The following is a 24,025-nucleotide window of genomic DNA, read 5'->3' on the forward strand; positions in this document are numbered from 1 at the left end:
GCGTGGGGCGGGCGAGAGCTATCCGTGCGTAATCCGCGTTTGGGTGCCTGGTGGAGGAGCAACCCGCCACGGCAAACGGCTCAGGCGACGGTGAACGAGTGGTCGGCGATTTCGACCCGCGTACCGTGCGGTAGCACGTAGCGTCGTCCCGGTTCGAGCGGCTCGGCCGTTTCGCCGGGCCGGCGAATTACGGTGCCATTGCCGGAGACCCGGTCACTGACCCAGAACTCGCCGTCGTGCTGGCCGAACTCGAGGTGAGTCTTGGAGACCGAGCGGTCGGCATCCACTACCCGAATAAGATCGTCGAAGATCTCGTCAGGTTGCGGCAGAGGCTTGCGCCCGATCAGGCCCGACCCCTGGACGGTCACTTTCTGACCGGTGCTGAAGGTCAAAACGAAGGTCCTGCTGCTCGGCAGCGTCGATGCTGCGGGGGGATCGTTCGTAACGGCGGCGGCCGCGCGCACCGGAACGGGCACGAGTGCGGGAATCGGAACGGAGATGATCACTGCCTTTCGCGGAAGGCGCGCGATGATGGTCGTGTCGTTCGGGCGCGGATCCGGGCGCTTACGCGATTCCACGGTAGCCGATCGAGAGCTACCGCACTCGCCGCAAAACATGGCACCAACCGGCAGCCAGGCACCGCAAATCTGACACGTCACGACCGGCTCACTTAAACCTTCTTGACCAAGCTGGACTTGAGCTGCATGAAACCAAAACCATCGACCTTGCAGTCGATGTCGTGTCCGTCAACCGGGTCGACCAATCGAATGTTGCGCACCTTAGTGCCGACCTTGATCGACAGGGCCTGACCCTTGACCTTGAGGTCCTTGATGATCGACACGGTGTCGCCGTCGATCAGGATGGTGCCGAAGGCGTCTTTGACGACGGCTTCCTGCTCTTCTTCAACCGGTTCGTTCGACCATTCGTGGGCGCAGAGCGGGCAAACCAGCAGCGCGCCCATTTCGTAGGTCAGGTCGCTGGAGCATTCAGGGCACGGGGGCAAGGTCTCATTCACTCGTTCTATAATACGCGATTGCCTGCGCCGGCTATCGGCGACCGATCCCGATTCCGGACTCGCGGTTGAACGCCGAGACCGGCAGCCCGAGGAAGTAAGACTCGGCCGAATGCGCTCCGGAGGACAGCAGTGCCGACAACATGCCGGCCGTGTAGAAGAAGGACAGGGTGAACCAGAGAAGCAGGAGGCCGGTGAACCAGTAGATAGCCCGATTCCAGAATGGCCGGTTGCTGCGGTTGGTTTCGGCGAAACTTCGGGCCAGGGTGCGCGGTGGGCCGAGCGAGTCGAGGGTGGTGTCGATGTCGCGGGCGGCGGCATCCACTTTGATGTTGCCGCGAATCTCACGCAGGATCGATCGGCGTTCGCGCATCGACACCAATTCTTCGAGCCAGAGGTCGAGCCGAAACAGGTAGGACTCCCGGCGACGCCAGACTCCGAACGCGGATCGGGTCTGGGTGGTTTGGGTTTTCATTTCGGTTCCTCCCGGAGTGATTCTGGCTGGTCTGGTTCATCTGTCGGGATGGGACCGAGGCCCATGTGCACGATCGCAACCAGGTAGCGCCATCGAGCAGTCGAAAGCTTGAGGGCTTCCTTTCCCGCCGGGCTGAGTGTGTAGTATTTGCGGGCGGGTCCCGCTGTCGACGCGACCAGGCGGCTCGTGAGCGAGCCGTCCTGCTCCAGCCGTGACAACACCGGGTAGACGGTGCCGGTCGCGAGGTCACTGAGACCAATGTCTTGCAGCCGCACAACGAGTTCGTAGCCGTACGATTCGGCGCGGTGCAATTGGCTCAGGATCAGCATGGGCAGCACACCGCGTAAGGACTGCGCGTCTTGCTGCACTGCCGGAACACTCGGTGGTTGCGTCATGACTATCAACATCGAGCAGGTAGTCGGCGAGACCTAATAGCTGTGCATGCCATCTAGCAAAAAATGCCCCCACCGAACCGCAGCGCAATGCAGGCCAGTTCACCGCTTGGTCTACACTGGCGCTGCGTGTACTGATGGCATGATCTGATCAATCACTTCACCCGGTAATCAGAACGGTTGGGAAGTGGGGGTTGTCAATATTCCAGACGGAGTTCCACGGAATACTCATGGGTGGGACTGGTGGAGTCGGTGGCGTAGGGTGAGCGGACCCGAACGTGCCATTCCTTGGCGATCCGGTTCTCGCACCACGATGTGAGGAAGACACTGCCCTAGATTGAAGGCATGACTCTTCCGCCATCCCTGCTGCGCCTCGCCGCATTCGCGGCCGAGCCCGGCGGCGGCAACCCGGCCGGCGTGCTCCTCGACGCTCGGAATCTCGATGATGGGCAGATGCAGGACATTGCCACGGAAGTCGGGTATGCCGAAACAGCATTTCTGACCGAACCTGCCATCGACGGCGACCAACGACACGCCCGCATCAAGTACTTTTCCCCACTCGCCGAGGTGCCCTTCTGCGGTCACGCCACTATCGCCACAGCGATCGCCCTGGCGACCCGCGACGGCGTGGGAACTCTCCGGTTCGAGACGGCAGTTGGTGTCATCGTCATCACGACCACACTAAACGAGGGTGCCATCATCGCGTCGTTCACGAGTGTGGAACCGCGGTTGGCCGATTTTTCCGACGGAGTCCTTGATCGGCTGCTGGATCTGCTCGGCATCGGCCGGGGCGACTTGGATCCCCAGTATGCGCCGCAGGTTGCCTTTGCGGGAAATTGGCATCCGATTCTGGTTTTCGCCAACCAGACGACGTTCGACACGTTCCAGTTCGACGTCGAACCGATGGCCAGCCTGATCGAAGAGCAGAACTGGACCGGCACGGTCACCACGCTCTTCGCACTGGCCCCGAATATATTCGCCGCCCGCAATCTGTTTCCCGTTGGTACAATACTCGAAGACCCCGCTACCGGCTCGGCCGCGGCCGCGCTGGGCGGGTATCTGCGCGAACTGGCACTCGTCGACGGGCCAACGCGCGTGCTGGTCCACCAGGGCAGTCATATCGGGCGGCCGAGCCTGCTCACCGTCGATATCCCGCGAACCGGCGGAATCATCGTGAGCGGTTCGGCCATCACGATCACGTAAGCGTTCGACTCCGCGCCCAGTGCGATCAGGCTTCCGGCGCCTCGTAGGGTTCGACTGCGAGCACGTCAACCACGATCGCGGTGACGTTGTCGCGACCACCGTTTTCGAGGGCCGCCTCGACCATCGCGGAGACGGCGTCCGCTGCCAGCTTCTTCTCGAGTAAAAAATGACGGATACCGTACGAGGTCAGTTCCTTGGTGAGCCCGTCTGAGCAAACCAGGATGCGCATGCTGGCCTGAATCGGCAGAATGCGATAGTCAGGAATGGGCGGTTCGTGAAAGCCGACTGCCCGGGTGATGATGTTGCTGTGCGGGTGTACGTCGGCCTCTTCGCGGGTAATGCGCCCGGCATCGACGAGTTCCTGCACGACCGAGTGGTCGTTGGTGACCTGCTCGAGTACACCGTTGAACAACTGATAAACCCGGGAGTCGCCGATGTTGAAGACGATCCAACTGACGGCATCCGAGACCAGGGCCAGTGCAACCCCGGTCACCGTTGTTCCGGTGCCCTGGTCGGTGACTCCGACACCCTGCGCCATATCGTCGACGGCGAGCACGAGGGCCCGGTCAATCGAACCGGCCTCGGCAACGAGCGTTCCGGATAGCTCGGCCAGCCGGTTGACGACGGCGGCACTGGCGACATCGCCGGCCGAATGCCCACCCATACCGTCAGCGACGGCGAACAGCGGCGGCGCGGCGAGCAGGCTGTCTTCGTTGACCTCTCGGCGATGACCAACGTCGGTCAGGGCAGCCCACGCCAGCGTTAGCGTCGTTCCAACGCTGGGCAGTTCGACACGAAATTCGGTCGAACCTTGACCAATCTGGGTCACGGGTAGTGCCTTCCGAGTGTGGGGCGCGAAGCCGGCCCCGCCGTTCCAACGTTCACCGAAGGACTCGAACCATAATAACGTCACCGTCCGTTGACACCGTACCGGCCTAGTGTCCGATGTAGCTCATCACATGCTTGATCCGGGTGTAATCCTCGAAGCCATACATCGAGAGGTCCTTGCCGTACCCGGAGTGCTTGAAACCGCCGTGCGGCATCTCGGCAACGATCGGTATGTGGGTGTTGATCCAGACGCACCCGAAGTCGAGGTGCTTGGCAAAGCGCATCGCCCGACCGTGATCTTGCGTCCACACCGACGACGCAAGACCATACTGCACGTCGTTCGCCCAGCGCAGCGCCTCGGCCTCGTCGGTGAAACACTGCACGGTCATCATCGGGCCGAAAATCTCGTGCTGCACGGCCTCGTCGGTCTGCAGCAGTCCGCTGACGATGGTCGCTTCGTGAAAATAGCCGGCCTGGCCGACACGATGACCGCCGAGTTCGAGCACTGCGTGGTCGGGCAGCCGGTCGACGAAACCGGAGACCTGAGCGAGCTGGTTGGCGTTGTTGACCGGGCCGAACAAGACTCCCTGCTCGCTGGGAGCTCCAGTGCGCGCGTTCTCCCGAGCGTAGAGGGCTAGCGCGGCGACGAATTCGTCGTGAATTCCGGCCTGCACGAGCAGCCGGGTCGCAGCGGTGCAGTCCTGGCCGGCGTTGAAGAAGCCGGCGGCAACGATGCCGGCCACGGCGAGCTCGATATCTGCGTCGTCGAAAACGATCACCGGTGCCTTGCCACCAAGTTCGAGGTGCACTCGTTTGAGATCATGTGAGGCGGCTTCAGCGACGGCCATACCGGCCCGCACCGATCCGGTGATCGATACCAGCTGGGGAGTCTTGTGGTCGATCATGGCCGCACCGGTCGTGCGGTCACCGGTGATCACGTTGAGCACGCCCTTCGGCAGAAACTCCGCGGCGATCTCGGCGAGCAGGAGCGTCGCGCTCGGCGTCGTGTCGGAGGGCTTGAGCACGGTCGTATTGCCCGCGGCGAGCGCGGGTGCGAATTTCCAGACCGCCATGTTCAGCGGGTAGTTCCAGGGCGTGACCTGACCGACGACACCGATCGGTTCGCGGCGAATGAACGAGGTGTGGTCGGTCAGATACTCACCGGCCGCGCGGCCCTCCAGATTGCGGGCTGCTCCGGCGAAGAAACGAATCTGGTCGACCGAGAGCAGAATCTCGTCGTCAACGAGGGTCGAGCGCGGCTTGCCGGTGTCGAGCGACTCGGCGTCTGCGAATTCCTCGGCACGCGTCTCCATGGCATCCGCTATGCGAAACAGCGCGAGCTGCCGTACCGCCGGGGTTGTTTCTCCCCAAATTTCAAAAGCGGATGCCGCGGCTCGGTATGCAGCATCGACGTCGGTCGTGTTCGAGACCGGGCTGCTGGCATAGACCGTTTCGGTCGCCGGATCGATCAGGTCGAACCGTTCCGTCGACGTCGAATCAGAGTATTGGCCATTGATGAAGTTGCGTAGTTCGGGGGCGCTCATGCGGCCCAGTGTATCTATTTCGGTTTAATACGCACCCAGATTCACAAATGAAATCCGCAGTGTTTTGCGAAGACTGCTACGGATTCACTTGCTGAAGTGCATTTTGACTGACACAATCGATGCATGAATGGACAAAGGCGTGGTCACCCGCCCAAGCCGGCCCAGCTCGACGATGTGTCGAAGAAGATCATCGAACAACTGCAGGTCGACGGACGTCGGTCGTACGCGGAGATCGGCAAAGCTGTCGGCCTCAGCGAGGCGGCCGTGCGGCAGCGAGTGCAAAAGCTCACCGATTCCGGCGTCATGCAGGTTGTCGCCGTCACCGACCCGATGCAGCTGGGCTTCTTTCGCCAGGCGATGATCGGCATTCGAGCCTCGGCCGACACCCGGATTCTCGCCGAACAGCTCGCAGCGATTGATGCCGTCGACTACGTCGTACTCACGGCCGGCACCTTTGACATTCTCGCCGAAGTCGTCTGCGAAGACGACGACGAATTACTTGAACTGCTCAACTCCAAGATCCGCAATCTCGATGGGGTTCTTTCCACCGAGACCTTCGTTTATCTCAAACTCCACAAACAGTTCTATAACTGGGGAACACGGTAAAGAAAATGACACTCACCACACCCATCGATTCACCAGTTGCCTTCAGCGACGCGCACAACGCCGAGTTGCAGCAAAAGGCCAAGGATCACCTCTGGATGCACTTCTCCCGTCAGTCCGTGATGGAATCCGGCGCTGGAGTGCCCATCATCGTCAAGGGCCAGGGCCACCACATCTGGGATTCCCAGGGCAAGCAGTACATCGACGGCTTGAGCGGATTGTTTACCGTCAACGCCGGACACGGACGCAAGCGTCTGGCCGAGGTCGCCGCTAAGCAGGCCGAAGAACTCGCATTCTTTCCGATCTGGTCGTACGCCCACCCGAACGCGATCGAGCTCGCTGACCGCCTCGCCTCTTACGCGCCCGGCGACCTCAACCGCGTGTTCTACTCGACCGGCGGCGGCGAAGCCGTCGAAACCGCGTTCAAGCTCGCCAAGTACTACTGGAAGCTGATGGGGCGACCGACCAAGCACAAGGTCATCTCCCGCAACGTCGCCTATCACGGCACCCCGCAGGGTGCGCTGGCCATCACCGGCATTCCGGCAATGAAGGAAATGTTCGAGCCGGTCACCCCCGGCGGCTTCCGTGTTCCCAACACCAACTTCTACCGAGCCGACGAAATGAGCCCGGGCCTTGGCCTCGGCGACAACCTCGAGATGTTCGGTCAGTGGGCCGCCAACCGCATCGAAGAGATGATCGAGTTCGAAGGACCAGAGACCGTAGCCGCCGTGTTCCTCGAACCGGTCCAGAACTCCGGCGGCTGCTTCCCGCCGCCTCCCGGCTATTTCAAGCGCGTGCGGGAGATCTGTGACAAGTACGACGTGCTCCTGGTCGCCGATGAGGTCATCACAGCTTTCGGTCGCATCGGCAACATGTTCGCCTCAACGACCTATGACATTCAGCCCGACATGATCACCTGTGCTAAGGGCATGACGAGCGGATACTCACCGATCGGCGCGACCATCATCAGCGACCGTATTTACGAACCGTTCAAGCACGGCGATACGACGTTTTATCACGGCTATACTTTTGGCGGCCACCCCGTCTCTTCGGCCGTCGCCCTGGCTAACCTCGACATCTTCGAGGAGGAAAAGCTCAATGAGAACGTGCGCGAGAACTCGCCGTTGTTCCGCAAAGAGCTCGAGAAGCTGCTCGACCTGCCGATCGTCGGTGACGTGCGCGGTGCCGGCTATTTCTTCGGCATCGAGCTGGTCAAGGACAAGGGCACCAAGGAGACGTTCAACGACGAAGAGTCTGAACGCCTGCTGCGCGGCTACCTATCTAAGGCGCTGTATGAAGCCGGCCTGTACTGCCGCGCCGATGACCGGGGCGACCCGGTCATCCAGCTCGCACCCCCGCTGACCATGGGCCCGAAGGAATTCGCCGAGATCGGCGAGATTCTGCGCGGCGTGCTCTCGGAGGCACCGAAGCACATGTAGTTCATTCACTGCGACCCGGTCTCGCCTCCAATTGGATGCGCGATCGGGTCGCCGTCTGGCCGCACCCGCCTCAACCGCCGGCGGCCCGCACCTCGTCGTCGTCTTCGTTGTGCTCGCTCTCGAAAGCCCACAGAGCGTCGTCGCTGAGCGTGGCGTCTTCGCCAAAGTCTTCGTCGTTTTCGTAGCCGAGATCGTCGCTCGTCTCGTCGTCCTGGCGTGGCATCGCGAACGCCCACTCCGGCAGGTGTCCCGATTCGAGCAGCACTTCCAGCAGGTTCGCCATACTGTATTGAGGGTCGATGCCGAGCGCCTGGTCTACAAAGATTCCGGCCACCGAGCCACTGCCGAGAGCCCAGGATAGCCAAGCCAGCATGCAAAGCGGCGCCGGCCTGGCCGAATGCGGCGCCATCGCAACCACGGTGCGCAGCAAGGTGATGGCCATCCGGATCCGGTCGACATCCGGTCGTTCCTGCTGCAGCCCGAGCATAATGTCCCCAGTATGCTGGGCGCTCGCATCCCCGGAGTCCATCTCTTCCGCGACGATATCGTCGAGGCTGCGCCCAGTTTTCTGCTGCAGCCGGGCATAGTGCTGGTTCACCGCATGGGCGCGCACGCCTTCCTCGCGGCCGAAGGCGAACTGCACCATGATCTGGTCGCGATTAGGCGGCGACTGCACGAGCACGAGCAGCGCTGCTGCGTCGTCCTCGGTGGGCGGGTTGCTCCAGGTCAGCGCTTCCTCCGCGATCGCGACCGGGTCGAGCAGCGCGCCGAGGGTAGGAAACAACTCCGGGGCATTTTCGGCCCGCGCGATCAGGCGGTGGTAACGCCGGTAGACCCTGGCGAGGCGTTCTTTGGTGGCCAGATTAACGCCGACCGGTTCCGCGCCGTTCTGCAGCGTGCCGAGCGGTCGCTCAGCCTGGTCGGCCACCTCGTGGTTCAGTGGAGACTCGGCAATATCGCTGAGCGGATGTCCGCCCGCCGGGCACTGCGGATCGAGATAGCTGCCCCAGGCATCCACTGACACGCAGAGAGAATCACGCAACAGAAAACCGCTGAGCTCGAGCCGCCGGTTCAATATCTCCGCAAAACCCTCACGTGGGATTCCGCGAGCTTCGACGAAGGAGTCTTCCGTGTAGATGACGGGAACGACAGCGTCGACGCCGGGAATTTTGCAGAGCATCCCGGCCAGTGTCGTGGCGATGCGTTTGTACACCTTCTGCGATGCGCCATCCTCGGGCAGGTTGAAGCGCAAGGCGCCGCAGGTGCGATTGCCGCGAAACGCGACGAGAACCGCGCTGGTCTCGGGCAGAAACCCGAGCAGCTGGGGAACAAGTGCCAGAAAGTCCTGGGTCTTCTGGGCTTTAACACGGGTTGGTTGCATGCCGCCACTGTGCCCGGTCGCGCGCAAACCCGCCGCTGCTGAGCGCGTATCTGGGGATCACCTCGGCGGCAGGCCCCCTGTAGAGGAGACGCTTTACACCTCGTCGGCGACCGGGGCCGCGAACTGCGCCGCATACAGCGCCTGGTAGGCACCGTTCGCGGTGAGCAAGTGCACATGCTTGCCCTGCTCCACGATGCGGCCAGACTCCATCACGAGAATCAGGTCGGCGTCGTGAATGGTCGACAGCCGGTGTGCGATGACAAAGATGGTGCGTTCGGCCCGCAACGCGCTCATCGCCTTTTGCACGTGCACCTCGGTGCGCGTGTCGACCGAACTCGTTGCCTCGTCGAGGATGAGCACGCTCGGCTTGGCCAAGAATGCTCGGGCAATGGTGAGCAGCTGTATCTCCCCCGCGCTGACGTTGCCTCCCTCGTCGTCGAGCACGGTGTCATATCCGTCCGGAAGCGAGTGCACGAATCGATCCACGTAGGTGGCGGCGGCGGCAGCGCGAATATCCTGCTCCGTCGCATCCGGTCGGCCGTAGGCGATGTTGTCGCGGATGGTGCCGCCAAACACCCAGGTGTCCTGCAGCACCATTCCTATGCGGCTGCGCAGGTCGTGCCGGGTCATGGTCGCTACGTCAACGCCGTCGAGCAGGATGCGCCCGGAGTTGATCTCGTAGAACCGCATCATGAGGTTCACGAGGGTGGTCTTGCCGGCCCCGGTCAGGCCGACGATCGCGATAGTCTGCCCGGGTTCGGCAACGAGGCTGAGTTGTTCGATCAGCGGTTTGTCCTCGGTGTATCGAAACGAGACGTTTTCGAAGACCAGACGGCCGTGTACCTCAGCGGGGGCCTCCACCGAGTCCGCGTCTTCGCTCTGCTCCGCGGCATCGAGCAGGTCAAATATTCGTTCAGCGGAGGCCACGCCCGACTGCAGCAGGTTGGCCATCGACCCGAGCTGCGCGAGTGGCTGGGTGAACTGGCGGGAGTATTGAATGAACGCCTGCACGTCACCGAGCTGCATGGTACCGGAGGCGACCTGCAGGCCACCGACGACCGCGATGGCTACGTAGACGAGGTAGCCAATGAAGGTCATTGCCGGTGAAGGTCTCCTCGATCTGACCGTTCAGCTCCCCGGTGTTCGCCCACTGGGCGACGAACAGTTTCTGCGAACGCTTGGCGATGAAGGCGGTGATCACGAGGGTGAGCTGCACGGTGACGAGCGCAATCAGGGCGAGCAGGGGCGAGAGGATGAGCATCATCACGATGACACCGATCACTGTGAGCAGGCTTGTGACTACCTGGCTAAGCGCCTGCTGAAGGCTCTGCGAGATATTGTCGACGTCGTTGGTGACCCGGCTGAGCAGTTCACCGCGCGGTTTCTTATCGAAATAGCTCAGCGGCAGGCGATTGATTTTCGCCTCGATCTCTTCGCGCAGCCGGTAGACGGTGCGCTGCACGACTCCGTTGAGCACGTAGGCCTGCATCCAACTGAACACGCTCGAGAGTATGTAGAGTGCGAGCGCCCAGAACAGGAAGGCGGAGAGCATAGCGAAGTCGAAGTCGAAGTCGAAGTCGATGCCGAGCCCAGGCGTGAGCGTCATGCCGCTGAGCATGTCGGCCTGCGTGCTGTCACCGGATGCCCGCAGCCCTGCGATCGCGTCGGCTTGACTGCTGCCGCTCGGCAGCGATTTCGACACCACGCCGGAAAAGATCAGGTTGGTGCCCTCGCCCAGCAGGCGCGGCCTAAGCACCGAGAAGGTCACGCTGATCACAGCGAGGGCGAACACGAGCGCGAGCCACAGGTGTTCCGGTCGCAGCTGGCCCAGCAGTCGTTTGCCCGAGACCGTGAAATTCAGGGATTTCTCGGCCGGCAGATTCATCCCTCCGAAGGGCCCGCCGCCGCGCTGTGGGCGCGGCAACGGCTTGTCATCAGCGCGCGTCTCGCTCACGCTGCTTCCTCCGCGGCGAGCTGGGATGACACAATTTCCTGGTAGGTCGTGTTGGACTCGAGCAGCTGTTCGTGAGTTCCTCGGCCGACGATACGGCCGTCTTCAAGGACCAGGATCTGGTCGGCGTCGATGATGCTCGATACCCGCTGGGCGACTATGACCATGGTGGCTCCGTCGGTGCTCTGTTTGAGCGCGAGCCGCAGCCGGGCATCCGTCGTGAGGTCGAGCGCCGAGAACGAGTCGTCGAAAATGTAGAGGTTCGGTCGTTTCACCAGGTCCCAATCAATGGCGAGGCGCTGTCGCTGGCCGCCAGACACATTGGTGCAGCCCTGCGTGATCGGGGCATCGAGTGCGCCGTCCATCTCTGTGACGAAGTCGCGGGCCTGGGCGATGGTGAGCGCCTGCCAAAGTTCCTCTTCTGTCGCATCCGGTTTGCTGTGGAGCAGGTTGCTACGCACGGTGCCGGAGAACAGGTACGGCTTTTGCGGTACGAGACCGATATTGCCCCAGAGCAGTTCGGGGTTCAACTCGCGCACATTCACGCCGTCTACCAGAACGGAACCGCTTGTGGCGTCGAACAGCCGCGGCAACAGGTTCACTAGGGTGGTTTTGCCACTCCCCGTGCTGCCGATGATCGCCGTGGTCTCGCCGTGGCGAGCGATGAAGCTCACGTTACGCAGCACCGGCTGTTCGGCGCCGGGATAGGCGAAGCCCACGTCGAGCAGTTCGAGCTCGCCATGGCCGACTGGCACGTTTATCGGGTTCGCCGGCGGCACGACACTCGACGCGGTGGCCAGCACTTCGCCGATGCGGTCGGCCGAGACGGCGGAACGCGGAATCATCACGGCCATGAACGTGGCCATCATGAGCGCCATCAGCCGGCCCGAGCTCAGGGCCACGTCGGTAACGTCCTGGTTGGCCTTGGCGAAACGGGCGATTTCCACGTCTTCCCGCACAAACGCCCGCACGACGCGGATGCCCGTGAGCTGTTCCCGCAGCACCCGGCCCACGATGTCGATGCGAGTCTGCATCTTGCGAAACAGCGGAACCATTCTTACGACGATGAGTCCCACCGCGATGCGCAATATGGGCACGCTCACCGCGATCAACCAAGACAGTTGTACATCCTGACGGATCGCCATGATCACGCCGCCGATGCTGAGAATGGGCGCGGAGACGAGCAACGTGCAGGTTGTGAGCACGAGCATCTGTACCTGCTGCACGTCATTGGTGGAGCGAGTGATCAGCGATGGCGCGCCGAACCGGGTGACCTCCTGCTCGGAGAACTCGCCCACCCGGCTGAAGACCGCCCCGCGCAGGTCCCGGCCGACTTTCGTCGCCACCTTGGCACCAAAGTACACGGCGACGATCGCGCACCCGATCTGGGCGAGGGTGATGAGCAATATCAAGCCGCCAACACGCAGAATGTAGCCGGTGTCGCCGGTAGCGACGCCCTCGTCGATGATGTCGGCGTTCAGAGTGGGTAGAAAGAGGGACGCGATCGACTAGGCCAATTGAAAGACGAACACCCCGGTGAGCAGTTGCAAGTACGGCCGCAGATAGCTCACGAGCAAGGACCAAAGCACGAAACTCTCCTACTGAACCGTCTGGATGCGTGCATAAACACCGCCCCAGACCGGATGGGTCGGCACAGCTACCTTCGATGCAATAGTGCACTCTTTCCGATGCGTCGACGTGCGAAGTATTGCGCCGTCCGAAGTATTGCGCCGTGCGCAAAAATCAACGATTTATTGCAAAACTTCACATGAGGCGTTCAGGCAAAGAGCTCCGAAATGTAGGCCACCTCGTCGGCGCTCGGCTGCCATGCAGCGGCGGCGCTGGCATTTTGACGGATCTGTTCGGGTTTGGTCGCGCCGGCGATCACACTCGTGAGTCCGGGCTGGGCGAGCAGCCAGGCAAACGTCGCTACGAGCATGCTCACGCCACGCGCGTCGCACCACTGCTGGTACTGCTCGATCACGTCCCACGGAGCATGGTCAGCGAGGTGACGCCGGATCATCATGATGCGGCTGTCGGCTGGTCCGCCCGCGCGGGAGAACTTGCCGGTTAACAGCCCGTTATAGAGGGGGAAGAACGGTAGAAAACCCAGGCCGTAAGCAGTGACGGCCGGAAGGACCTCTTCTTCGACATCGCGCACCAGCAGGCTGTACTCGTTTTGGCTCGAGATGAACTTGGGATGCCCGTTCATTCGCGCAGTGAACTCCGCCTCCGCGATCTGCCAGCCGGCCAGATTGGAGTGGCCGATGTAACGAATCTTACCCTCGGTAATGAGATCATCGAGCGTGGAAAGCGTTTCCTCGATCGGTGTCAATGAATCGGCCACGTGCAGCTGATACAGGTCGATCCAGTCGGTCTGCAGGCGTCGAAGGGATGCCTCAACAGCCAAACGGATGTACCGGCGCGAGCCACGCGCACCCCAGTCCGGACCGTTCAGCCCGCCCATGTCCATGCCGAACTTGGACGCGAGCACGATCTGATCGCGTTTGCCGCGCAGCGAGTGACCCATCAGGGTCTCACTCAGCCCTCGCTCGGCGCCATAGATGTCTGCCGTGTCAAAGAGAGTGACCCCGGCCTCGAAGGCCGCATCAATGACGGCGGTCGTGCCATCCTGTCCCTCCGACGCCGTACCCCTGCGGCCGAAGTTGTTGCAACCCAGTCCGATCGTTGAAACGGTCAGTCCGGAGGAGCCAAGTCTGCGATATTCAATCTGAGCCATCCCTTTAGACTAGGACCGTTCGGGCGGCTCGGCGCAAACCGACCGTCTCCTGCACAGCTGCACCGTTGCCGACGTTCGGCATCGAAGTCCGAAACCCGCGAGGGCGCTCATGCGGGTGCGGCTACAGTCGAAATATGACCACCACGCCTCCCGCGCTTCTTCGGTTACCGAGCCCCCTCGGGCGGCTTGAACTAACCGCCGATGATGACGGCATCCTCTCACTCTCGATCGAAACCGACGGTCACCTTCCGCTCGAAGAATCCGCCGAGAACCCCTCCCCGGTACTCCAACGGGCGGCCAAGCAGCTGGATGAGTATTTCGCCGGCACCCGACACTCCTTCGATCTTCCGGTGCACCTGACCCGCGGCACCGATTTTCAACGCAGCGTGTGGGCTCGCCTCTCAACTCTGGGCTTCGGCGAGGTCATCTCGTACGGTGCGCTCGGCAGCGACATCGGGCGGTTCGGGTCGGGCCGCGCCATCGGCGGAGCCGTCGGCGCCAACCCGGTGCCGATCATCATCGGCTGCCACCGCGTGCTCGCGACCACGGGCCGCATCACCGGTTACAGCGCTGGTCAGGGAATCCCTACCAAAGCCTGGCTACTCGATCACGAGAGCATCATGCATCGCTAGCCCGTTCCCGAGGATGCTTCTGCGTTACCGTGCCGTGTAGATCGTCGACGTCGCCGGCCGGCCCTTGCTGGCCAAGTGCTGCTCGACGAGCAGCTGAAGTTCGCCGGGCGCACCGGGTGTCAGGCTGATACCGACCGATCGGGCCCAGTCGATCAGCTCAGCAACAGCCCCAAAGTCCTGCCCGTTGTCGATCAGGGCCCGCGCGAATTCCCCCTTGGACTTTTTGTTGAAGTGGTTGAGGGCACGTCTCTGGCCGTCGCCGGCGTCGGCGACAACCCGTAGGTAAATCGAGTCGGGCCGCACCGGTCGGGCGCCGAGGGCGACGTAGGCCTCCGAACGCAGATCGAGCAGCAGGCCCTCGGTATGGCCGAGGAGCTTCTGCACGTCAGCCGACCAGTGTTGTTTGAGCGAATGCTTGTTCAAAGTCAGATCCGGCACCCGCGAGTCGTGCGACAGACGGTAGGCCGGAATCGGGTCCAAGGCGGTGATCGGCCCGAGAAGCGCGGAATGCACCACAAGGTGGGCATGCGCGAACTCGCGCTGCAGGGCCGTCAGAGTGGCAGCGTCCAACCCATCAAAGAGCACCCCCGTGTAACGATCAATGACGGGCATGGTCGGCGACCGCAGAAGCTCGCGGTTGCGGTCTAGTTCGAACAGCTGCGTACGACCGAGTTTCAGGGCGGCCATCGCCGCTTCCGGATGCCGGGACAGGCTCACCAGTGACCGTGCGAGGGACCGGCGCTTGACGCTGAGTACCGGATAAGCCAGGAGCGACCAGTCCAGGGGTACAGCTTCGCCGCCGGAGCGTTTCGTCTCCGACGGCGGTAGCAGTATCAGCAAAGGTGTTCTGTACGTTGCTAGGAACTGACGAGTTCAGCCTTGCGAGCCACGACGGTCACAATGTCGTTGTCGACGGACAGAAAGCCATCTTCAGCCTTCGCAACGACCTTGGAACCATCGGCCAGAGTGAGGCGAACATCGCCAACGGCCAGAATCGCCAACATCGGTTCGTGACCGGCAAGAATACCGATCTCGCCTTCGACGGTTTTGGCGACAACCATCGTCGCTTCGCCGGTCCAAACCTGTTGGTCGGCCGACACCACGCTGACGGACAGCGACTTTGCCATGTTTAGTCGTTCTCTTTCTGAATCTGAGCCCACTTCTCTTCAACGTCGTTGATGCCACCGACGTTGAAGAAAGCCTGCTCGGCCACGTGGTCGAAGTCACCATTGGCGATCGCCGTGAAGGACTCAATGGTGTCCTTCAGCGGAACCGTGGAGCCCTCAACACCGGTGAACTTCTTCGCCATGTAGGTGTTCTGGGAGAGGAACTGCTGAATGCGACGCGCACGAGAAACCGTGACCTTGTCTTCTTCAGAGAGCTCGTCAACACCGAGGATCGCGATGATCTCCTGGAGTTCCTTATTCTTCTGCAGAATGGCCTTGACCCGAACGGCCGTGTTGTAGTGATCGGCACCCAGGTAGCGGGGGTCGAGAATACGGCTGGTCGAAGTGAGCGGGTCGACGGCCGGGTAGAGGCCCTTCGACGCGATTTCACGCGACAGCTCGGTCGTGGCGTCGAGGTGCGCGAACGTGGTCGCCGGAGCCGGGTCGGTGTAGTCGTCAGCGGGAACGTAGATCGCCTGAAGGGACGTGATCGAGTGGCCACGGGTCGACGTGATTCGCTCCTGCAGGATGCCCATCTCGTCGGCCAGGTTGGGCTGGTAGCCCACGGCGGAAGGCATACGGCCCAGGAGGGTCGACACCTCGGATCCGGCCTGCGTGAAACGGAAGATGTTGTCAATGAAGAGCAAGACGTCTTGCTTCTCCACGTCGCGGAAATACTCAGCCATGGTGAGGGCGGAGAGGGCCACGCGCAGACGCGTTCCCGGCGGCTCGTCCATCTGGCCGAAAACCAAAGCGGTCTTGTCGAAGACGCCGGCTTCTTCCATCTCAGCGATGAGGTCGTTGCCCTCACGGGTACGCTCGCCGACACCGGCGAACACCGACACTCCACCGTGGTCCTGCGCAACGCGCTGGATCATTTCCTGGATGAGCACGGTCTTGCCGACTCCGGCACCACCGAACAAACCGATCTTTCCACCGAGAACATACGGCGTCAGGAGGTCGATGACCTTGATGCCGGTTTCGAACAACTGAGTCTTGGACTCGAGCTGGTCGAAGGGCGGCGGCTTGCGGTGGATCGGCCAGCGCTCCGTGATCTCGATTGTCTCGCCCGGCTTGGCGTTCAGCACATCGCCGATGACGTTAAAGACCTTGCCCTTGGTGACGTTTCCGACCGGAACCGTGATCGGGCTGCCGGTGTCTCGCACTTCCTGGCCACGGACAAGTCCGTCGGTCGGGTTGAGCGCGATGGCACGAACCAGGTCGTCGCCGAGGTGCAGAGCAACCTCGAGGGTGATCTCGTTCGACTCGTCGCCGATGGTGATCGTGGTCTTTAGGGCGTTGTAGATGCCGGGGATCGAGTCATGCGGAAACTCGATGTCGACCACGGGGCCCGTGACACGGGCGATGCGGCCAACAGAGCCGGCCGTATCCTCCGCGCGGACTGGCGCGGTTGCGGTGTCAGTCATTGCTCTCTCTTCTCTGGTTACTTCTTGGCGGATGAGAGCGCATCGGCTCCACCCACGATCTCGGAAATCTGCTGGGTAATCTCGGACTGACGCGCATTGTTCGACAACCGTGTGTAGTCCGTGATCAGCTTGTCGGCGTTGTCGCTGGCCGACTTCATCGCCTTTTGACGGCTCGCGTGCTCGGATGCCGCCGACTGCAACATGGCGTTGTACAGGCGACTCTCGATGTAGACCGGGAGGAGGCTGTCCAGAACCGTTTCCACGTCAGGCTCGAACTCATAGAGCGGAAGAACCGTGCTGTTACCCGGTTCTTCAACACCCTCAACGACCTCGAGCGGTAGCAGTCGAATGACTTCTGGAACCTGGGTGACCATGCTCACGAATCGGTTGTAGACGATGTGAATCTCATCGACGCCGCCATCGGCGTAGTCCGTGAGGAACGACTCGAGCAACGCCTCGCCGATTTCCTTGGCCGTTTCGAACTGTGGCTGATCGGTGCCGCCGGTCCAGACTCGCTCAGACGTGCGGCCCCGAAAGGTGAAGTACGCGATGGCCTTGCGACCAACCAAGAAGTAGACGACGTCCTTGCCCTGGCCGCGCAGCAGCTCACTGAGCGACTCCGCTTCACGCAGAACCTGCGAGCTGAACGCACCGGCCAGGCCGCGATCGGAGGCGAAAATGACGACCGCTGCGCGCTCGATCTTCTCCGGCTCGGTGGTGAGCACGTGCTCGACGTTCGAGTACGTCGCCACGGCCGAAACGGCACGTGTCACTGCACGCGAATACGGGGTTGACGCAGCGACTCGCGCCTGCGCTTTCTGGATGCGCGAGGCGGAGATCAGCTCCATGGCCCGAGTGATCTTCTTGGTCGTCTGGGCAGACTTGATCTTCTGCCGGTAGACGCGAAGTTGCGCTCCCATGTGTCTGCTTCCTTGTCTTTCAGTTTGATGAGATCAGTGGCGCCGTAAGTCGGATCAGCGACTAGCGGCGGTGCTTGACGATCTTTTCCTGGTTGACGTCTTCGGCGGCAATGGCCTCAAACTTCTCTTTGCCGACCGAGGCGAGCGGCTTGCCCTCGCCGGTCTGAAACTCGAGCTTGAACTTGTCGACACCAGCGGTCAGAGCGGCAACGGTCTCGTCGGAGAGAACGTTGGTCTCGCGCAGATTCTTCAAGATCTCAGTGTTGCGCCCAAGGAAGTCAAGCAGCTCGCGCTCGAAACGCAGCACATCGGGAACGGGCACCTCGTCCAGCTTGCCGTTGATGCCGGCCCAGATCGAGACGACCTGATCCTCAACGGGGTACGGCGAATACTGAGGCTGACGCAGCAGTTCGGTCAGACGAGCACCACGGGCGAGCTGGCGACGGCTGGCCGCGTCGAGGTCGGAGGCGAACATCGCGAAGGCTTCGAGCGAGCGGTACTGAGCCAGCTCAAGTTTGAGCGTTCCCGACACCTTCTTGATCGACTTGACCTGCGCATCGCCACCGACGCGGGAGACCGAGATACCCACGTCGACAGCAGGACGCTGGTTGGCGTTGAACAGGTCGGACTGCAGAAAGATCTGGCCGTCGGTGATCGAGATCACGTTGGTCGGAATGTAGGCGGCAACGTCATTGGCCTTGGTCTCGATGATCGGAAGACCGGTCATCGACCCGGCGCCGAGGGCGTCGGACAGCTTGGCGCAACGTTCGAGCAGACGAGAATGCAGGTAAAACACGTCTCCGGGGTACGCTTCGCGTCCCGGCGGGCGACGCAGCAGCAGCGACACGGCACGGTAGGCCTCGGCCTGCTTGGACAGGTCGTCGAAGACGATGAGAACGTGCTTGCCTGCGTACATCCAGTGCTGGCCGATAGCCGAACCAGTGTACGGCGCGAGGTACTTGAAGCCGGCCGGGTCAGAGGCGGGAGCGGCGACGATGGTAGTGTACTCCATCGCTCCGGCATCCTCGAGCGCACCCTTCACCGAAGCGATGGTGGAGCCCTTCTGACCGATGGCGACATAGATGCAGCGAACCTGCTTCGTCGTGTCGCCGGACTCCCAGTTGGCTTTCTGGTTGATGATGGTGTCGATCGCGATGGCGGTTTTGCCGGTCTGGCGGTCACCGATGATGAGCTGGCGCTGGCCACGGCCGATCGGGATCATGGCGTCAATGGCCTTGATACCGGTCTGCATCGGCTCATGCACGCTCTTACGGTGCATGACACCGGGAGCCTGCAGCTCGAGGGCACGGCGAGCCTCGCTGACAATCTCGCCGAGACCATCGATCGGGGCGCCAAGCGGGTCGACGACGCGGCCCAGGAAGGCGTCACCGACGGGAACGGAGAGAACCTCACCGGTGCGGTGAACCTCCATGCCCTCGACAACGCTGGCGAACTCGCCGAGCACAACAACACCGATCTCATCTTCGTCGAGGTTCTGGGCCAAGCCCAGGGTGCCGTCGGCGAACTTGATGAGCTCGTTGGCCATCACGCCGGGCAAACCCTCAACGTGGGCGATACCGTCACCGGCCGTGGTGACGTAGCCGACCTCGGTCGTCGATGTCTTGTTGGGCTCATAGGACTTCACGAAGTCCTGGAGAGCGCCACGGATCTCATCGGGGCTGATCGTTAGTTCTGCCATCATCTTCCCTTTTCTGTACGGCTGTACAGGTTCTGTCTGTTCAGGACGCTGCCGCCCTGAATCTGGTACTGCGTGGTTTACGGTGCTGCCGGTCTTGTCAAACTGCGCAAAAATCAGCTGGTGAGCTGGAGTCTCAAATCGGCCAGGCGGGTTGCAATGCTGCCGTCGATGACCAGATCGCCGATCTGTACGCGTACTCCCCCGACCAGAGCCGGGTCAACGACCTGGTTGATGGTGAGTGCGCGGCCATGGCGTTCCTGGAGGCTCTTCAGCAGACGGTCAAGCTGGGCGGGCGTCAAAACGCTCGCCGAAGTGATGGTGGCAATCGACGTTCCGGCTTGATCGGCGACAACGGATGCGGCCTGTCGCAGCAATTCGCCGATGCGACGGCCGCGAGGCTGCTGCACCAAGTGGCGAACGATTGCGAGCGTCTGACCGGACACCTTGCCGGCTAGAAGCTTTTCAACCAGGGCTGCTTTGGCATCGATTTTGCCAAGTTTGCTGGCGAGGGCCAGTTCGAGCTCCGCGTCAGAGGAGACGGTCTTACCAAAGGCGAACAGTTCGCCCTCGATCGACATGCCGGCCGAAGCAGACAGGGCGGATGCCCGAAGGCCCAGTTCTTCGATCCCGGCGAGCAGGTCGTCGTGGCTGGACCAACGTTCGGAGACGACGGCCGCGAGCAGGTCCAACGCGCGAGGCGTCACGCTGGTGCCGAAGACGGCACGAACGAGGGTGACCTTGGCCGCGGCATCCGCTGATGCGTCGCCAAGCGCAGACAAGAGCTGCGACGATGAACCGATCACGCGACCGGCGCCGAACAGGCTCTCGCCCGTCGCCAGATCGGTTGTACCGCCGGGAACGAACAGTGCCGCCCTCGACGTGGCGAGTGCTTCTCTGGTGGCGCTTCCCATTCGCTAGTTCTTTCCTGCTACTGGTGCTTCGCTGGCTTCAAGTTCGGCCAAGAAACGATCGACAATGGCGCTGGCCTTGGCGTCGTCGGACAGGCTTTCACCGATGACACCCGAGGCTAGGTCAATGGCGAGGGTACCGACCTCACTTCGAAGCGACACGACGGCGGCCTGACGTTCGGCTTCGATCTGCGTCTTCGCGCTGGACGTGATGCGACCGGCCTCGGCCGTTGCCACTTCCTTGTGCTCAGCGATGATGCGCTGGCCGTCGGTGCGGGCCTGGTCACGAATCTGACCGGCTTCGGCGCGAGCGTCAGCAAGCTGGGCCGTGTACTGCACGAGCGCAGCTTCGGCCTTGCGCTGGGCGTCGTCGGCTTTGGCGATGTTGCCCTCGATGGCTTCTGCACGATCGTCAAGAAGCTTCTGCATCTTGGGCAGCGCAACCTTCAAGAAGAAGAACAAAATCACGACAAAGCAGACCGCCGACCAAATGATGTCGTAGATCTCCGGGATGAGCGGGTTTTTAGCCACTTCTTCCGTCGCGGCTGCAATTACTGCGTGAAGCATCATGCCTCCTAACTGAGTAGTAAAGAGGACTAGTTTGTGAAGATGAAGTAGGTGGCGATACCGATGAAGGCGAGCGCCTCGGTGAAGGCGATACCGATGTACATCAGCACCTGCAGACGGCCGGCCAGTTCAGGCTGACGAGCGACACCTTCGATGGTCTTGCCAACGACGATACCGATACCAATTGCCGGGCCGATGGCTGCGAGGCCATAACCGACGGTAGCGATGTTTCCGTTGATTTCCGCGAGAACGGTTGTTGCGTCCACGTATGTTTCCTTCCGTGATGGTGAATTCGGCGAGTGCCGGATTCCTAAAGTGTCTAGTGTTCCTCAGCCAGCGCAAGCTGGATGTAGACGGCGGTGAGTAGGGCAAAAATATAAGCCTGGAGGAGGGCAATCAGCACTTCGAACAGAGTGAAGGCGAAGCCGAAAGCGAGGGTACCAGCGCCGAAGAGCTTGAACCCGCCATCCGCGGTGAAGAAAAAGAACTGCGTTGCGCTGAAAAACAGCACCAGCAGAAGGTGTCCGACGATCATGTTCATCATCAATCGGAGTGTGAGGGTGAACGGTCGCACCAGGAACGTCGAGATGAACTCGATCGGCGTCACGATGATGTAGAGAAAGACCGGCACGCCGGGCGGGAAAAGAGAGTTGCGGAAGAAATTTCCCGGGCTCTTCTTCACGCCGGCATAGATGAACGTCACGTAGGCGATGACACCGAGTAGCAGCGGAACCCCAACCACCGAGGTGCCGGCAATGTTAAGGAATGGAATAATTCCCGTGAGGTTCATGAACAACACCATGAAGAAGATGGTGGTCAGAAGCGGCAAAAAACGCTTGCCGTCTTTCTTTCCGAGCAAGTCTTCGGCGATATTGACGCGAACGAAGTCGAGCCCCATTTCGGCCAGGCTTTGACCGCGGGTCGGAATGATTTTCATACGACGTGTACCAAGCCAGAAGACCAGCATCAGAACCGCAACCGCGAGGAAACGAATCAAAATAATGCGGTTGATCTCGAACGGAGTATCGGCGAAGAAGATTACATCGGGGAAGAACTCATTGATGGAGGGACCGTGGAATTCACCGTCGCCGGTGGCGGACGGGACCATCAGGTTTACGGCGATTTTTAGCAGCGCTTTCTCCTGTTTCGGGGCGGTGAGCTCTGCTCGCGCATCGACGAATATGGGCAGGTTCACGACGCTGTAAAGCATGTGCAAACCGGGGTTGGATCGGTGTTTACTCTAGCAAAGATCAGGCGCTGGGCCGAATCGAGAGCCGGATGGGCTGAGGCTTGGGTGCCTGGGTCAGTCGTCGCCGGGTGCCGGGGGCAACATAACGTCACTCGTATAGGGCATTCGGCTCTTCAGTACCACGACCGCATCGACCACGAGGGAGCCGATCACTCCAGCAATGATGCAGAAAAACAGCACCATCGGCTGGATCCAGGCGCGGTCCTGCAGCAGCACCAAAAGCACCAGGAAAACGACGAATTTAAGCAGCCAGCCCCCCATGATGATGCCGAAGAATCCACCGATGGCGGATTCGCTTCCGGCCACGCGGTTGGCCAGAAGGATGCTGCCGGCCGTGATCCCCATAAAAGCGACCGACATGGCCGTACCGATCAGGGCACTGAGCACTCCGGTACCGCCGTCAACTGCAAAGCCGACGATGGACCCGACCACGGCGATGGCGAGGGCGACATACACCCCGTAGATCAGGATACGACGCAGCACGGGGATCGAGGTGGGCTGGGTGGAGGCTGGCTGGCTGGTGCTGGTCATGATGCGTTCTCCTCGGCAGGCGTCGCCACCGGGGCGTTCGCTCGTGTCGTTACGGGGTCTGATGGTGGGCGGTCTGATGGCGTCGGTTCTGATGGTTCCGGGCCTGATGGTACAGAATCTGATGGTGCTGTGTCTGATAGTGCCGTGTCGCTGATTGCACCCTGGGCCGCGACGTCGAGCGGGTCGAGCTGATTCAGCACGATCACCGGCAACGGCGCCGACTGGCTGGCAAACTCGCCGGTCTTGCGGCGGCCGAGCGGGGCGAGGGTGACGATCGTGCAGACAAGCAGGGACACGACCAGGAAGATGGTGGCGTAGCCGGTGGGAAGACCGAGGTAAACCGGGAGGATGTAGTAGAGCAGGCATCCGATGGATGCTGCTGCTGTCCATCCATAGAAGATCAGCACGGCATGCAGGTGGGAATGTCCCATATCAAGCAAGCGGTGGTGCAGGTGTTTTCGGTCGGCGCTGAAGGGTGACTTGCCAGCGTGTACGCGACGGAGGACGGCGAGCCCGAAGTCCAGCAGCGGGATGATCATGATCGCCAGAGGCAGCAAGAGGGGAATGAAGGCCGGGAACAGCTGTGAACGGTTGAGGGAGGTCAGGTCGATCTGCCCGGTGATGGCTATCGCACTCGTGGCCATGAGCAGACCCACCAGGAGCGCACCGGCGTCGCCCATGAACATCTTCGCTGGATGCCAGTTCAACGGCAGGAACCCCACACAGGCGCCGACCAGGATGGCAGCAATAAGCGACGCGAGGTTAAAGTAGTTGGTCGGCGAGGTATCACGCACGAGCAGGTAGCTGTACAGAAAGAACACGCCGTTGGCGATGAGGGCGACGCCGGTGACGAGACCGTCGAGGCCATCGATGAAGTTGATCATGTTCATGACAACGACGATGGCGACAACCGTGACGACGATCGACGTCCAGCCGCTCCAGACCGTCAATCCGCCGATCGGCAGGGAGTAGATTTGCACGCCCTGCCAGGCTACAAGCCCGGCGGCGATGAATTGGCCGGCCAGCTTCGTCATCCAGTCAAGGTCCCAGATATCGTCGGCCACCCCGACAAGCACGATCAGCAGCGCCGCGCCGAGAATCGCGAGGATCTGCTGCGGATCGGCAAAGACCAGGCGCAGCGGCGCGAATGCTCCGGCTGTGAGGTAGGCGATACCGAATGCGACCAGGATGCCGAGAAACATGGCGATTCCGCCGAGGCGTGGTGTCGGGCGGGTGTGCACGTCGCGTTCACGAATCTTCGGGTACAGCCGGTACTTGTGGCTGACCTTGTAAACGACGATCGACAGCGCGAAGGTGACGATCGCCGATACGAGCGCGAGCAGAATGAATACTGTCAT

General features: G+C 61.6%; 23 protein-coding genes and 2 pseudogenes. 4 read left to right on the top strand and 21 right to left on the bottom strand.

Annotated features, from left to right (window positions below; translation table 11 throughout):
- Positions 1-80: 80 nt before the first annotated feature.
- From CXY71_RS20230 to CXY71_RS20245, 4 genes are all read right to left on the bottom strand, one after another.
- On the bottom strand, positions 81-578 hold the full coding sequence (locus CXY71_RS20230) for an FHA domain-containing protein (protein ID WP_233204732.1): 498 nt from the start codon (positions 576-578) through the stop codon (positions 81-83).
- A gap of 92 nt (positions 579-670) precedes the next feature.
- The gene (locus CXY71_RS22260) at positions 671-1,015 is read right to left on the bottom strand and encodes a zinc ribbon domain-containing protein YjdM (protein WP_104139902.1); all 345 of its coding nucleotides are present in this window, start codon (positions 1,013-1,015) and stop codon (positions 671-673) included.
- 31 nt (positions 1,016-1,046) lie between these two features.
- Complete coding sequence (locus CXY71_RS22265; RefSeq protein WP_104139905.1) at positions 1,047-1,487, bottom strand: hypothetical protein; 441 nt, start codon at positions 1,485-1,487, stop codon at positions 1,047-1,049.
- A complete protein-coding gene (locus CXY71_RS20245) occupies positions 1,484-1,882 on the bottom strand; it encodes a PadR family transcriptional regulator (RefSeq protein WP_104139908.1) in 399 nt (132 codons plus the stop codon). Before CXY71_RS20245 ends, CXY71_RS22265 begins: the two co-directional genes overlap by 4 nt.
- 342 nt (positions 1,883-2,224) lie before the next feature.
- Here CXY71_RS20245 and CXY71_RS20250 point away from each other — a divergent pair, with 342 nt between their 5' ends.
- A complete protein-coding gene (locus tag CXY71_RS20250; protein WP_104139911.1) occupies positions 2,225-3,082 on the top strand; it encodes a PhzF family phenazine biosynthesis protein in 858 nt (285 codons plus the stop codon).
- 25 nt (positions 3,083-3,107) lie between these two features.
- Here CXY71_RS20250 and CXY71_RS20255 read toward each other — a convergent pair whose 3' ends face one another.
- Both CXY71_RS20255 and CXY71_RS20260 read right to left on the bottom strand, forming a co-directional pair.
- Positions 3,108-3,911 carry a protein phosphatase 2C domain-containing protein gene (locus tag CXY71_RS20255; RefSeq protein WP_104139914.1) on the bottom strand — a complete coding sequence of 268 codons (804 nt, stop codon included), beginning with the start codon at positions 3,909-3,911 and terminating at the stop codon, positions 3,108-3,110.
- 106 nt (positions 3,912-4,017) lie between these two features.
- A complete protein-coding gene (locus tag CXY71_RS20260) occupies positions 4,018-5,454 on the bottom strand; it encodes a gamma-aminobutyraldehyde dehydrogenase (RefSeq protein WP_104139916.1) in 1,437 nt (478 codons plus the stop codon).
- 123 nt (positions 5,455-5,577) lie between these two features.
- Between CXY71_RS20260 and CXY71_RS20265 the strand changes: the two genes are divergently transcribed.
- Positions 5,578-6,060, top strand: a complete 483-nt coding sequence (locus CXY71_RS20265; RefSeq protein ID WP_092448738.1) for an Lrp/AsnC family transcriptional regulator — start codon at positions 5,578-5,580, stop codon at positions 6,058-6,060.
- A 5-nt stretch (positions 6,061-6,065) separates the two neighbouring features.
- Positions 6,066-7,496 carry an aspartate aminotransferase family protein gene (locus tag CXY71_RS20270; RefSeq protein WP_104139919.1) on the top strand — a complete coding sequence of 477 codons (1,431 nt, stop codon included), beginning with the start codon at positions 6,066-6,068 and terminating at the stop codon, positions 7,494-7,496.
- Between the two features lie 70 nt (positions 7,497-7,566).
- Here CXY71_RS20270 and CXY71_RS20275 read toward each other — a convergent pair whose 3' ends face one another.
- From CXY71_RS20275 to CXY71_RS20290, 4 genes and pseudogenes are all read right to left on the bottom strand, one after another.
- A complete protein-coding gene (locus CXY71_RS20275; RefSeq protein ID WP_104139922.1) occupies positions 7,567-8,877 on the bottom strand; it encodes a DUF4192 domain-containing protein in 1,311 nt (436 codons plus the stop codon).
- A 93-nt stretch (positions 8,878-8,970) separates the two neighbouring features.
- Positions 8,971-10,762, bottom strand: a pseudogene (locus tag CXY71_RS20280) (ABC transporter ATP-binding protein).
- Positions 10,763-10,827: 65 nt separating this feature from the next.
- Positions 10,828-12,417 (bottom strand): annotated as a pseudogene (locus CXY71_RS20285) (ABC transporter ATP-binding protein).
- A gap of 188 nt (positions 12,418-12,605) precedes the next feature.
- On the bottom strand, positions 12,606-13,568 hold the full coding sequence (locus CXY71_RS20290; RefSeq protein ID WP_104139925.1) for an aldo/keto reductase: 963 nt from the start codon (positions 13,566-13,568) through the stop codon (positions 12,606-12,608).
- 134 nt (positions 13,569-13,702) lie between these two features.
- On the opposite strand from CXY71_RS20290, the gene CXY71_RS20295 reads away from it, so the two are divergent.
- On the top strand, positions 13,703-14,200 hold the full coding sequence (locus tag CXY71_RS20295) for a methylated-DNA--[protein]-cysteine S-methyltransferase (RefSeq protein WP_104139927.1): 498 nt from the start codon (positions 13,703-13,705) through the stop codon (positions 14,198-14,200).
- Positions 14,201-14,224: 24 nt separating this feature from the next.
- On the opposite strand, the gene CXY71_RS20300 is transcribed toward CXY71_RS20295, so the two are convergent.
- The 11 genes from CXY71_RS20300 to CXY71_RS20350 all read right to left on the bottom strand — a co-directional run bounded on the left by CXY71_RS20300 (position 14,225) and on the right by CXY71_RS20350 (position 24,025).
- A complete protein-coding gene (locus CXY71_RS20300; RefSeq protein WP_104139930.1) occupies positions 14,225-15,040 on the bottom strand; it encodes a YaaA family protein in 816 nt (271 codons plus the stop codon).
- Positions 15,041-15,057: 17 nt separating this feature from the next.
- Positions 15,058-15,327 (bottom strand): F0F1 ATP synthase subunit epsilon, encoded by a 270-nt coding sequence (locus CXY71_RS20305; RefSeq protein ID WP_104139933.1) that lies wholly within the window; start codon positions 15,325-15,327, stop codon positions 15,058-15,060.
- A 2-nt stretch (positions 15,328-15,329) separates the two neighbouring features.
- The gene (atpD, locus tag CXY71_RS20310) at positions 15,330-16,793 is read right to left on the bottom strand and encodes a F0F1 ATP synthase subunit beta (RefSeq protein WP_104139936.1); all 1,464 of its coding nucleotides are present in this window, start codon (positions 16,791-16,793) and stop codon (positions 15,330-15,332) included.
- A gap of 17 nt (positions 16,794-16,810) precedes the next feature.
- The gene (locus tag CXY71_RS20315; RefSeq protein WP_104139939.1) at positions 16,811-17,713 is read right to left on the bottom strand and encodes a F0F1 ATP synthase subunit gamma; all 903 of its coding nucleotides are present in this window, start codon (positions 17,711-17,713) and stop codon (positions 16,811-16,813) included.
- Positions 17,714-17,774: 61 nt separating this feature from the next.
- On the bottom strand, positions 17,775-19,412 hold the full coding sequence (atpA, locus tag CXY71_RS20320) for a F0F1 ATP synthase subunit alpha (protein ID WP_104140059.1): 1,638 nt from the start codon (positions 19,410-19,412) through the stop codon (positions 17,775-17,777).
- Between the two features lie 113 nt (positions 19,413-19,525).
- The gene (locus CXY71_RS20325) at positions 19,526-20,323 is read right to left on the bottom strand and encodes a F0F1 ATP synthase subunit delta (protein ID WP_104139942.1); all 798 of its coding nucleotides are present in this window, start codon (positions 20,321-20,323) and stop codon (positions 19,526-19,528) included.
- A 3-nt stretch (positions 20,324-20,326) separates the two neighbouring features.
- Positions 20,327-20,887 (bottom strand): F0F1 ATP synthase subunit B, encoded by a 561-nt coding sequence (locus CXY71_RS20330; protein WP_104140062.1) that lies wholly within the window; start codon positions 20,885-20,887, stop codon positions 20,327-20,329.
- A 29-nt stretch (positions 20,888-20,916) separates the two neighbouring features.
- Positions 20,917-21,153 carry an ATP synthase F0 subunit C gene (gene atpE / locus CXY71_RS20335; RefSeq protein WP_104126466.1) on the bottom strand — a complete coding sequence of 79 codons (237 nt, stop codon included), beginning with the start codon at positions 21,151-21,153 and terminating at the stop codon, positions 20,917-20,919.
- Positions 21,154-21,206: 53 nt separating this feature from the next.
- Complete coding sequence (atpB, locus tag CXY71_RS20340; protein WP_233204736.1) at positions 21,207-21,995, bottom strand: F0F1 ATP synthase subunit A; 789 nt, start codon at positions 21,993-21,995, stop codon at positions 21,207-21,209.
- A gap of 195 nt (positions 21,996-22,190) precedes the next feature.
- Positions 22,191-22,667: a hypothetical protein gene (locus tag CXY71_RS20345; RefSeq protein WP_104139948.1), complete on the bottom strand. Its 477-nt coding sequence runs from the start codon at positions 22,665-22,667 to the stop codon at positions 22,191-22,193.
- Entirely contained in the window at positions 22,664-24,025 is a 1,362-nt protein-coding gene (locus CXY71_RS20350) for an MraY family glycosyltransferase (RefSeq protein ID WP_104139951.1), read from the bottom strand. Before CXY71_RS20350 ends, CXY71_RS20345 begins: the two co-directional genes overlap by 4 nt.

Origin of the sequence: Cryobacterium sp. Y62 (assembly GCF_002929785.1) — a bacterium.
GTDB lineage: Bacteria > Actinomycetota > Actinomycetes > Actinomycetales > Microbacteriaceae > Cryobacterium.

What these genes read in the sequence shown, in the direction of transcription:
- CXY71_RS22265 (WP_104139905.1), bottom strand. Translation starts at nt 1,487, where the DNA reads ATGAAAACCCAAACCACCCAGACCCGATCCGCGTTCGGAGTCTGGCGT.
- CXY71_RS20245 (WP_104139908.1), bottom strand. Translation starts at nt 1,882, where the DNA reads ATGACGCAACCACCGAGTGTTCCGGCAGTGCAGCAAGACGCGCAGTCC.
- CXY71_RS20250 (WP_104139911.1), top strand. Translation starts at nt 2,225, where the DNA reads ATGACTCTTCCGCCATCCCTGCTGCGCCTCGCCGCATTCGCGGCCGAG.
- CXY71_RS20260 (WP_104139916.1), bottom strand. Translation starts at nt 5,454, where the DNA reads ATGAGCGCCCCCGAACTACGCAACTTCATCAATGGCCAATACTCTGAT.
- CXY71_RS20265 (WP_092448738.1), top strand. Translation starts at nt 5,578, where the DNA reads ATGAATGGACAAAGGCGTGGTCACCCGCCCAAGCCGGCCCAGCTCGAC.
- CXY71_RS20270 (WP_104139919.1), top strand. Translation starts at nt 6,066, where the DNA reads ATGACACTCACCACACCCATCGATTCACCAGTTGCCTTCAGCGACGCG.
- CXY71_RS20275 (WP_104139922.1), bottom strand. Translation starts at nt 8,877, where the DNA reads ATGCAACCAACCCGTGTTAAAGCCCAGAAGACCCAGGACTTTCTGGCA.
- CXY71_RS20290 (WP_104139925.1), bottom strand. Translation starts at nt 13,568, where the DNA reads ATGGCTCAGATTGAATATCGCAGACTTGGCTCCTCCGGACTGACCGTT.
- CXY71_RS20295 (WP_104139927.1), top strand. Translation starts at nt 13,703, where the DNA reads ATGACCACCACGCCTCCCGCGCTTCTTCGGTTACCGAGCCCCCTCGGG.
- CXY71_RS20305 (WP_104139933.1), bottom strand. Translation starts at nt 15,327, where the DNA reads ATGGCAAAGTCGCTGTCCGTCAGCGTGGTGTCGGCCGACCAACAGGTT.
- atpD (WP_104139936.1), bottom strand. Translation starts at nt 16,793, where the DNA reads ATGACTGACACCGCAACCGCGCCAGTCCGCGCGGAGGATACGGCCGGC.
- CXY71_RS20315 (WP_104139939.1), bottom strand. Translation starts at nt 17,713, where the DNA reads ATGGGAGCGCAACTTCGCGTCTACCGGCAGAAGATCAAGTCTGCCCAG.
- atpA (WP_104140059.1), bottom strand. Translation starts at nt 19,412, where the DNA reads ATGGCAGAACTAACGATCAGCCCCGATGAGATCCGTGGCGCTCTCCAG.
- CXY71_RS20325 (WP_104139942.1), bottom strand. Translation starts at nt 20,323, where the DNA reads ATGGGAAGCGCCACCAGAGAAGCACTCGCCACGTCGAGGGCGGCACTG.
- CXY71_RS20330 (WP_104140062.1), bottom strand. Translation starts at nt 20,887, where the DNA reads ATGCTTCACGCAGTAATTGCAGCCGCGACGGAAGAAGTGGCTAAAAAC.
- atpB (WP_233204736.1), bottom strand. Translation starts at nt 21,995, where the DNA reads ATGGTCCCGTCCGCCACCGGCGACGGTGAATTCCACGGTCCCTCCATC.
- CXY71_RS20345 (WP_104139948.1), bottom strand. Translation starts at nt 22,667, where the DNA reads ATGACCAGCACCAGCCAGCCAGCCTCCACCCAGCCCACCTCGATCCCC.
- CXY71_RS20350 (WP_104139951.1), bottom strand. Translation starts at nt 24,025, where the DNA reads ATGACAGTATTCATTCTGCTCGCGCTCGTATCGGCGATCGTCACCTTC.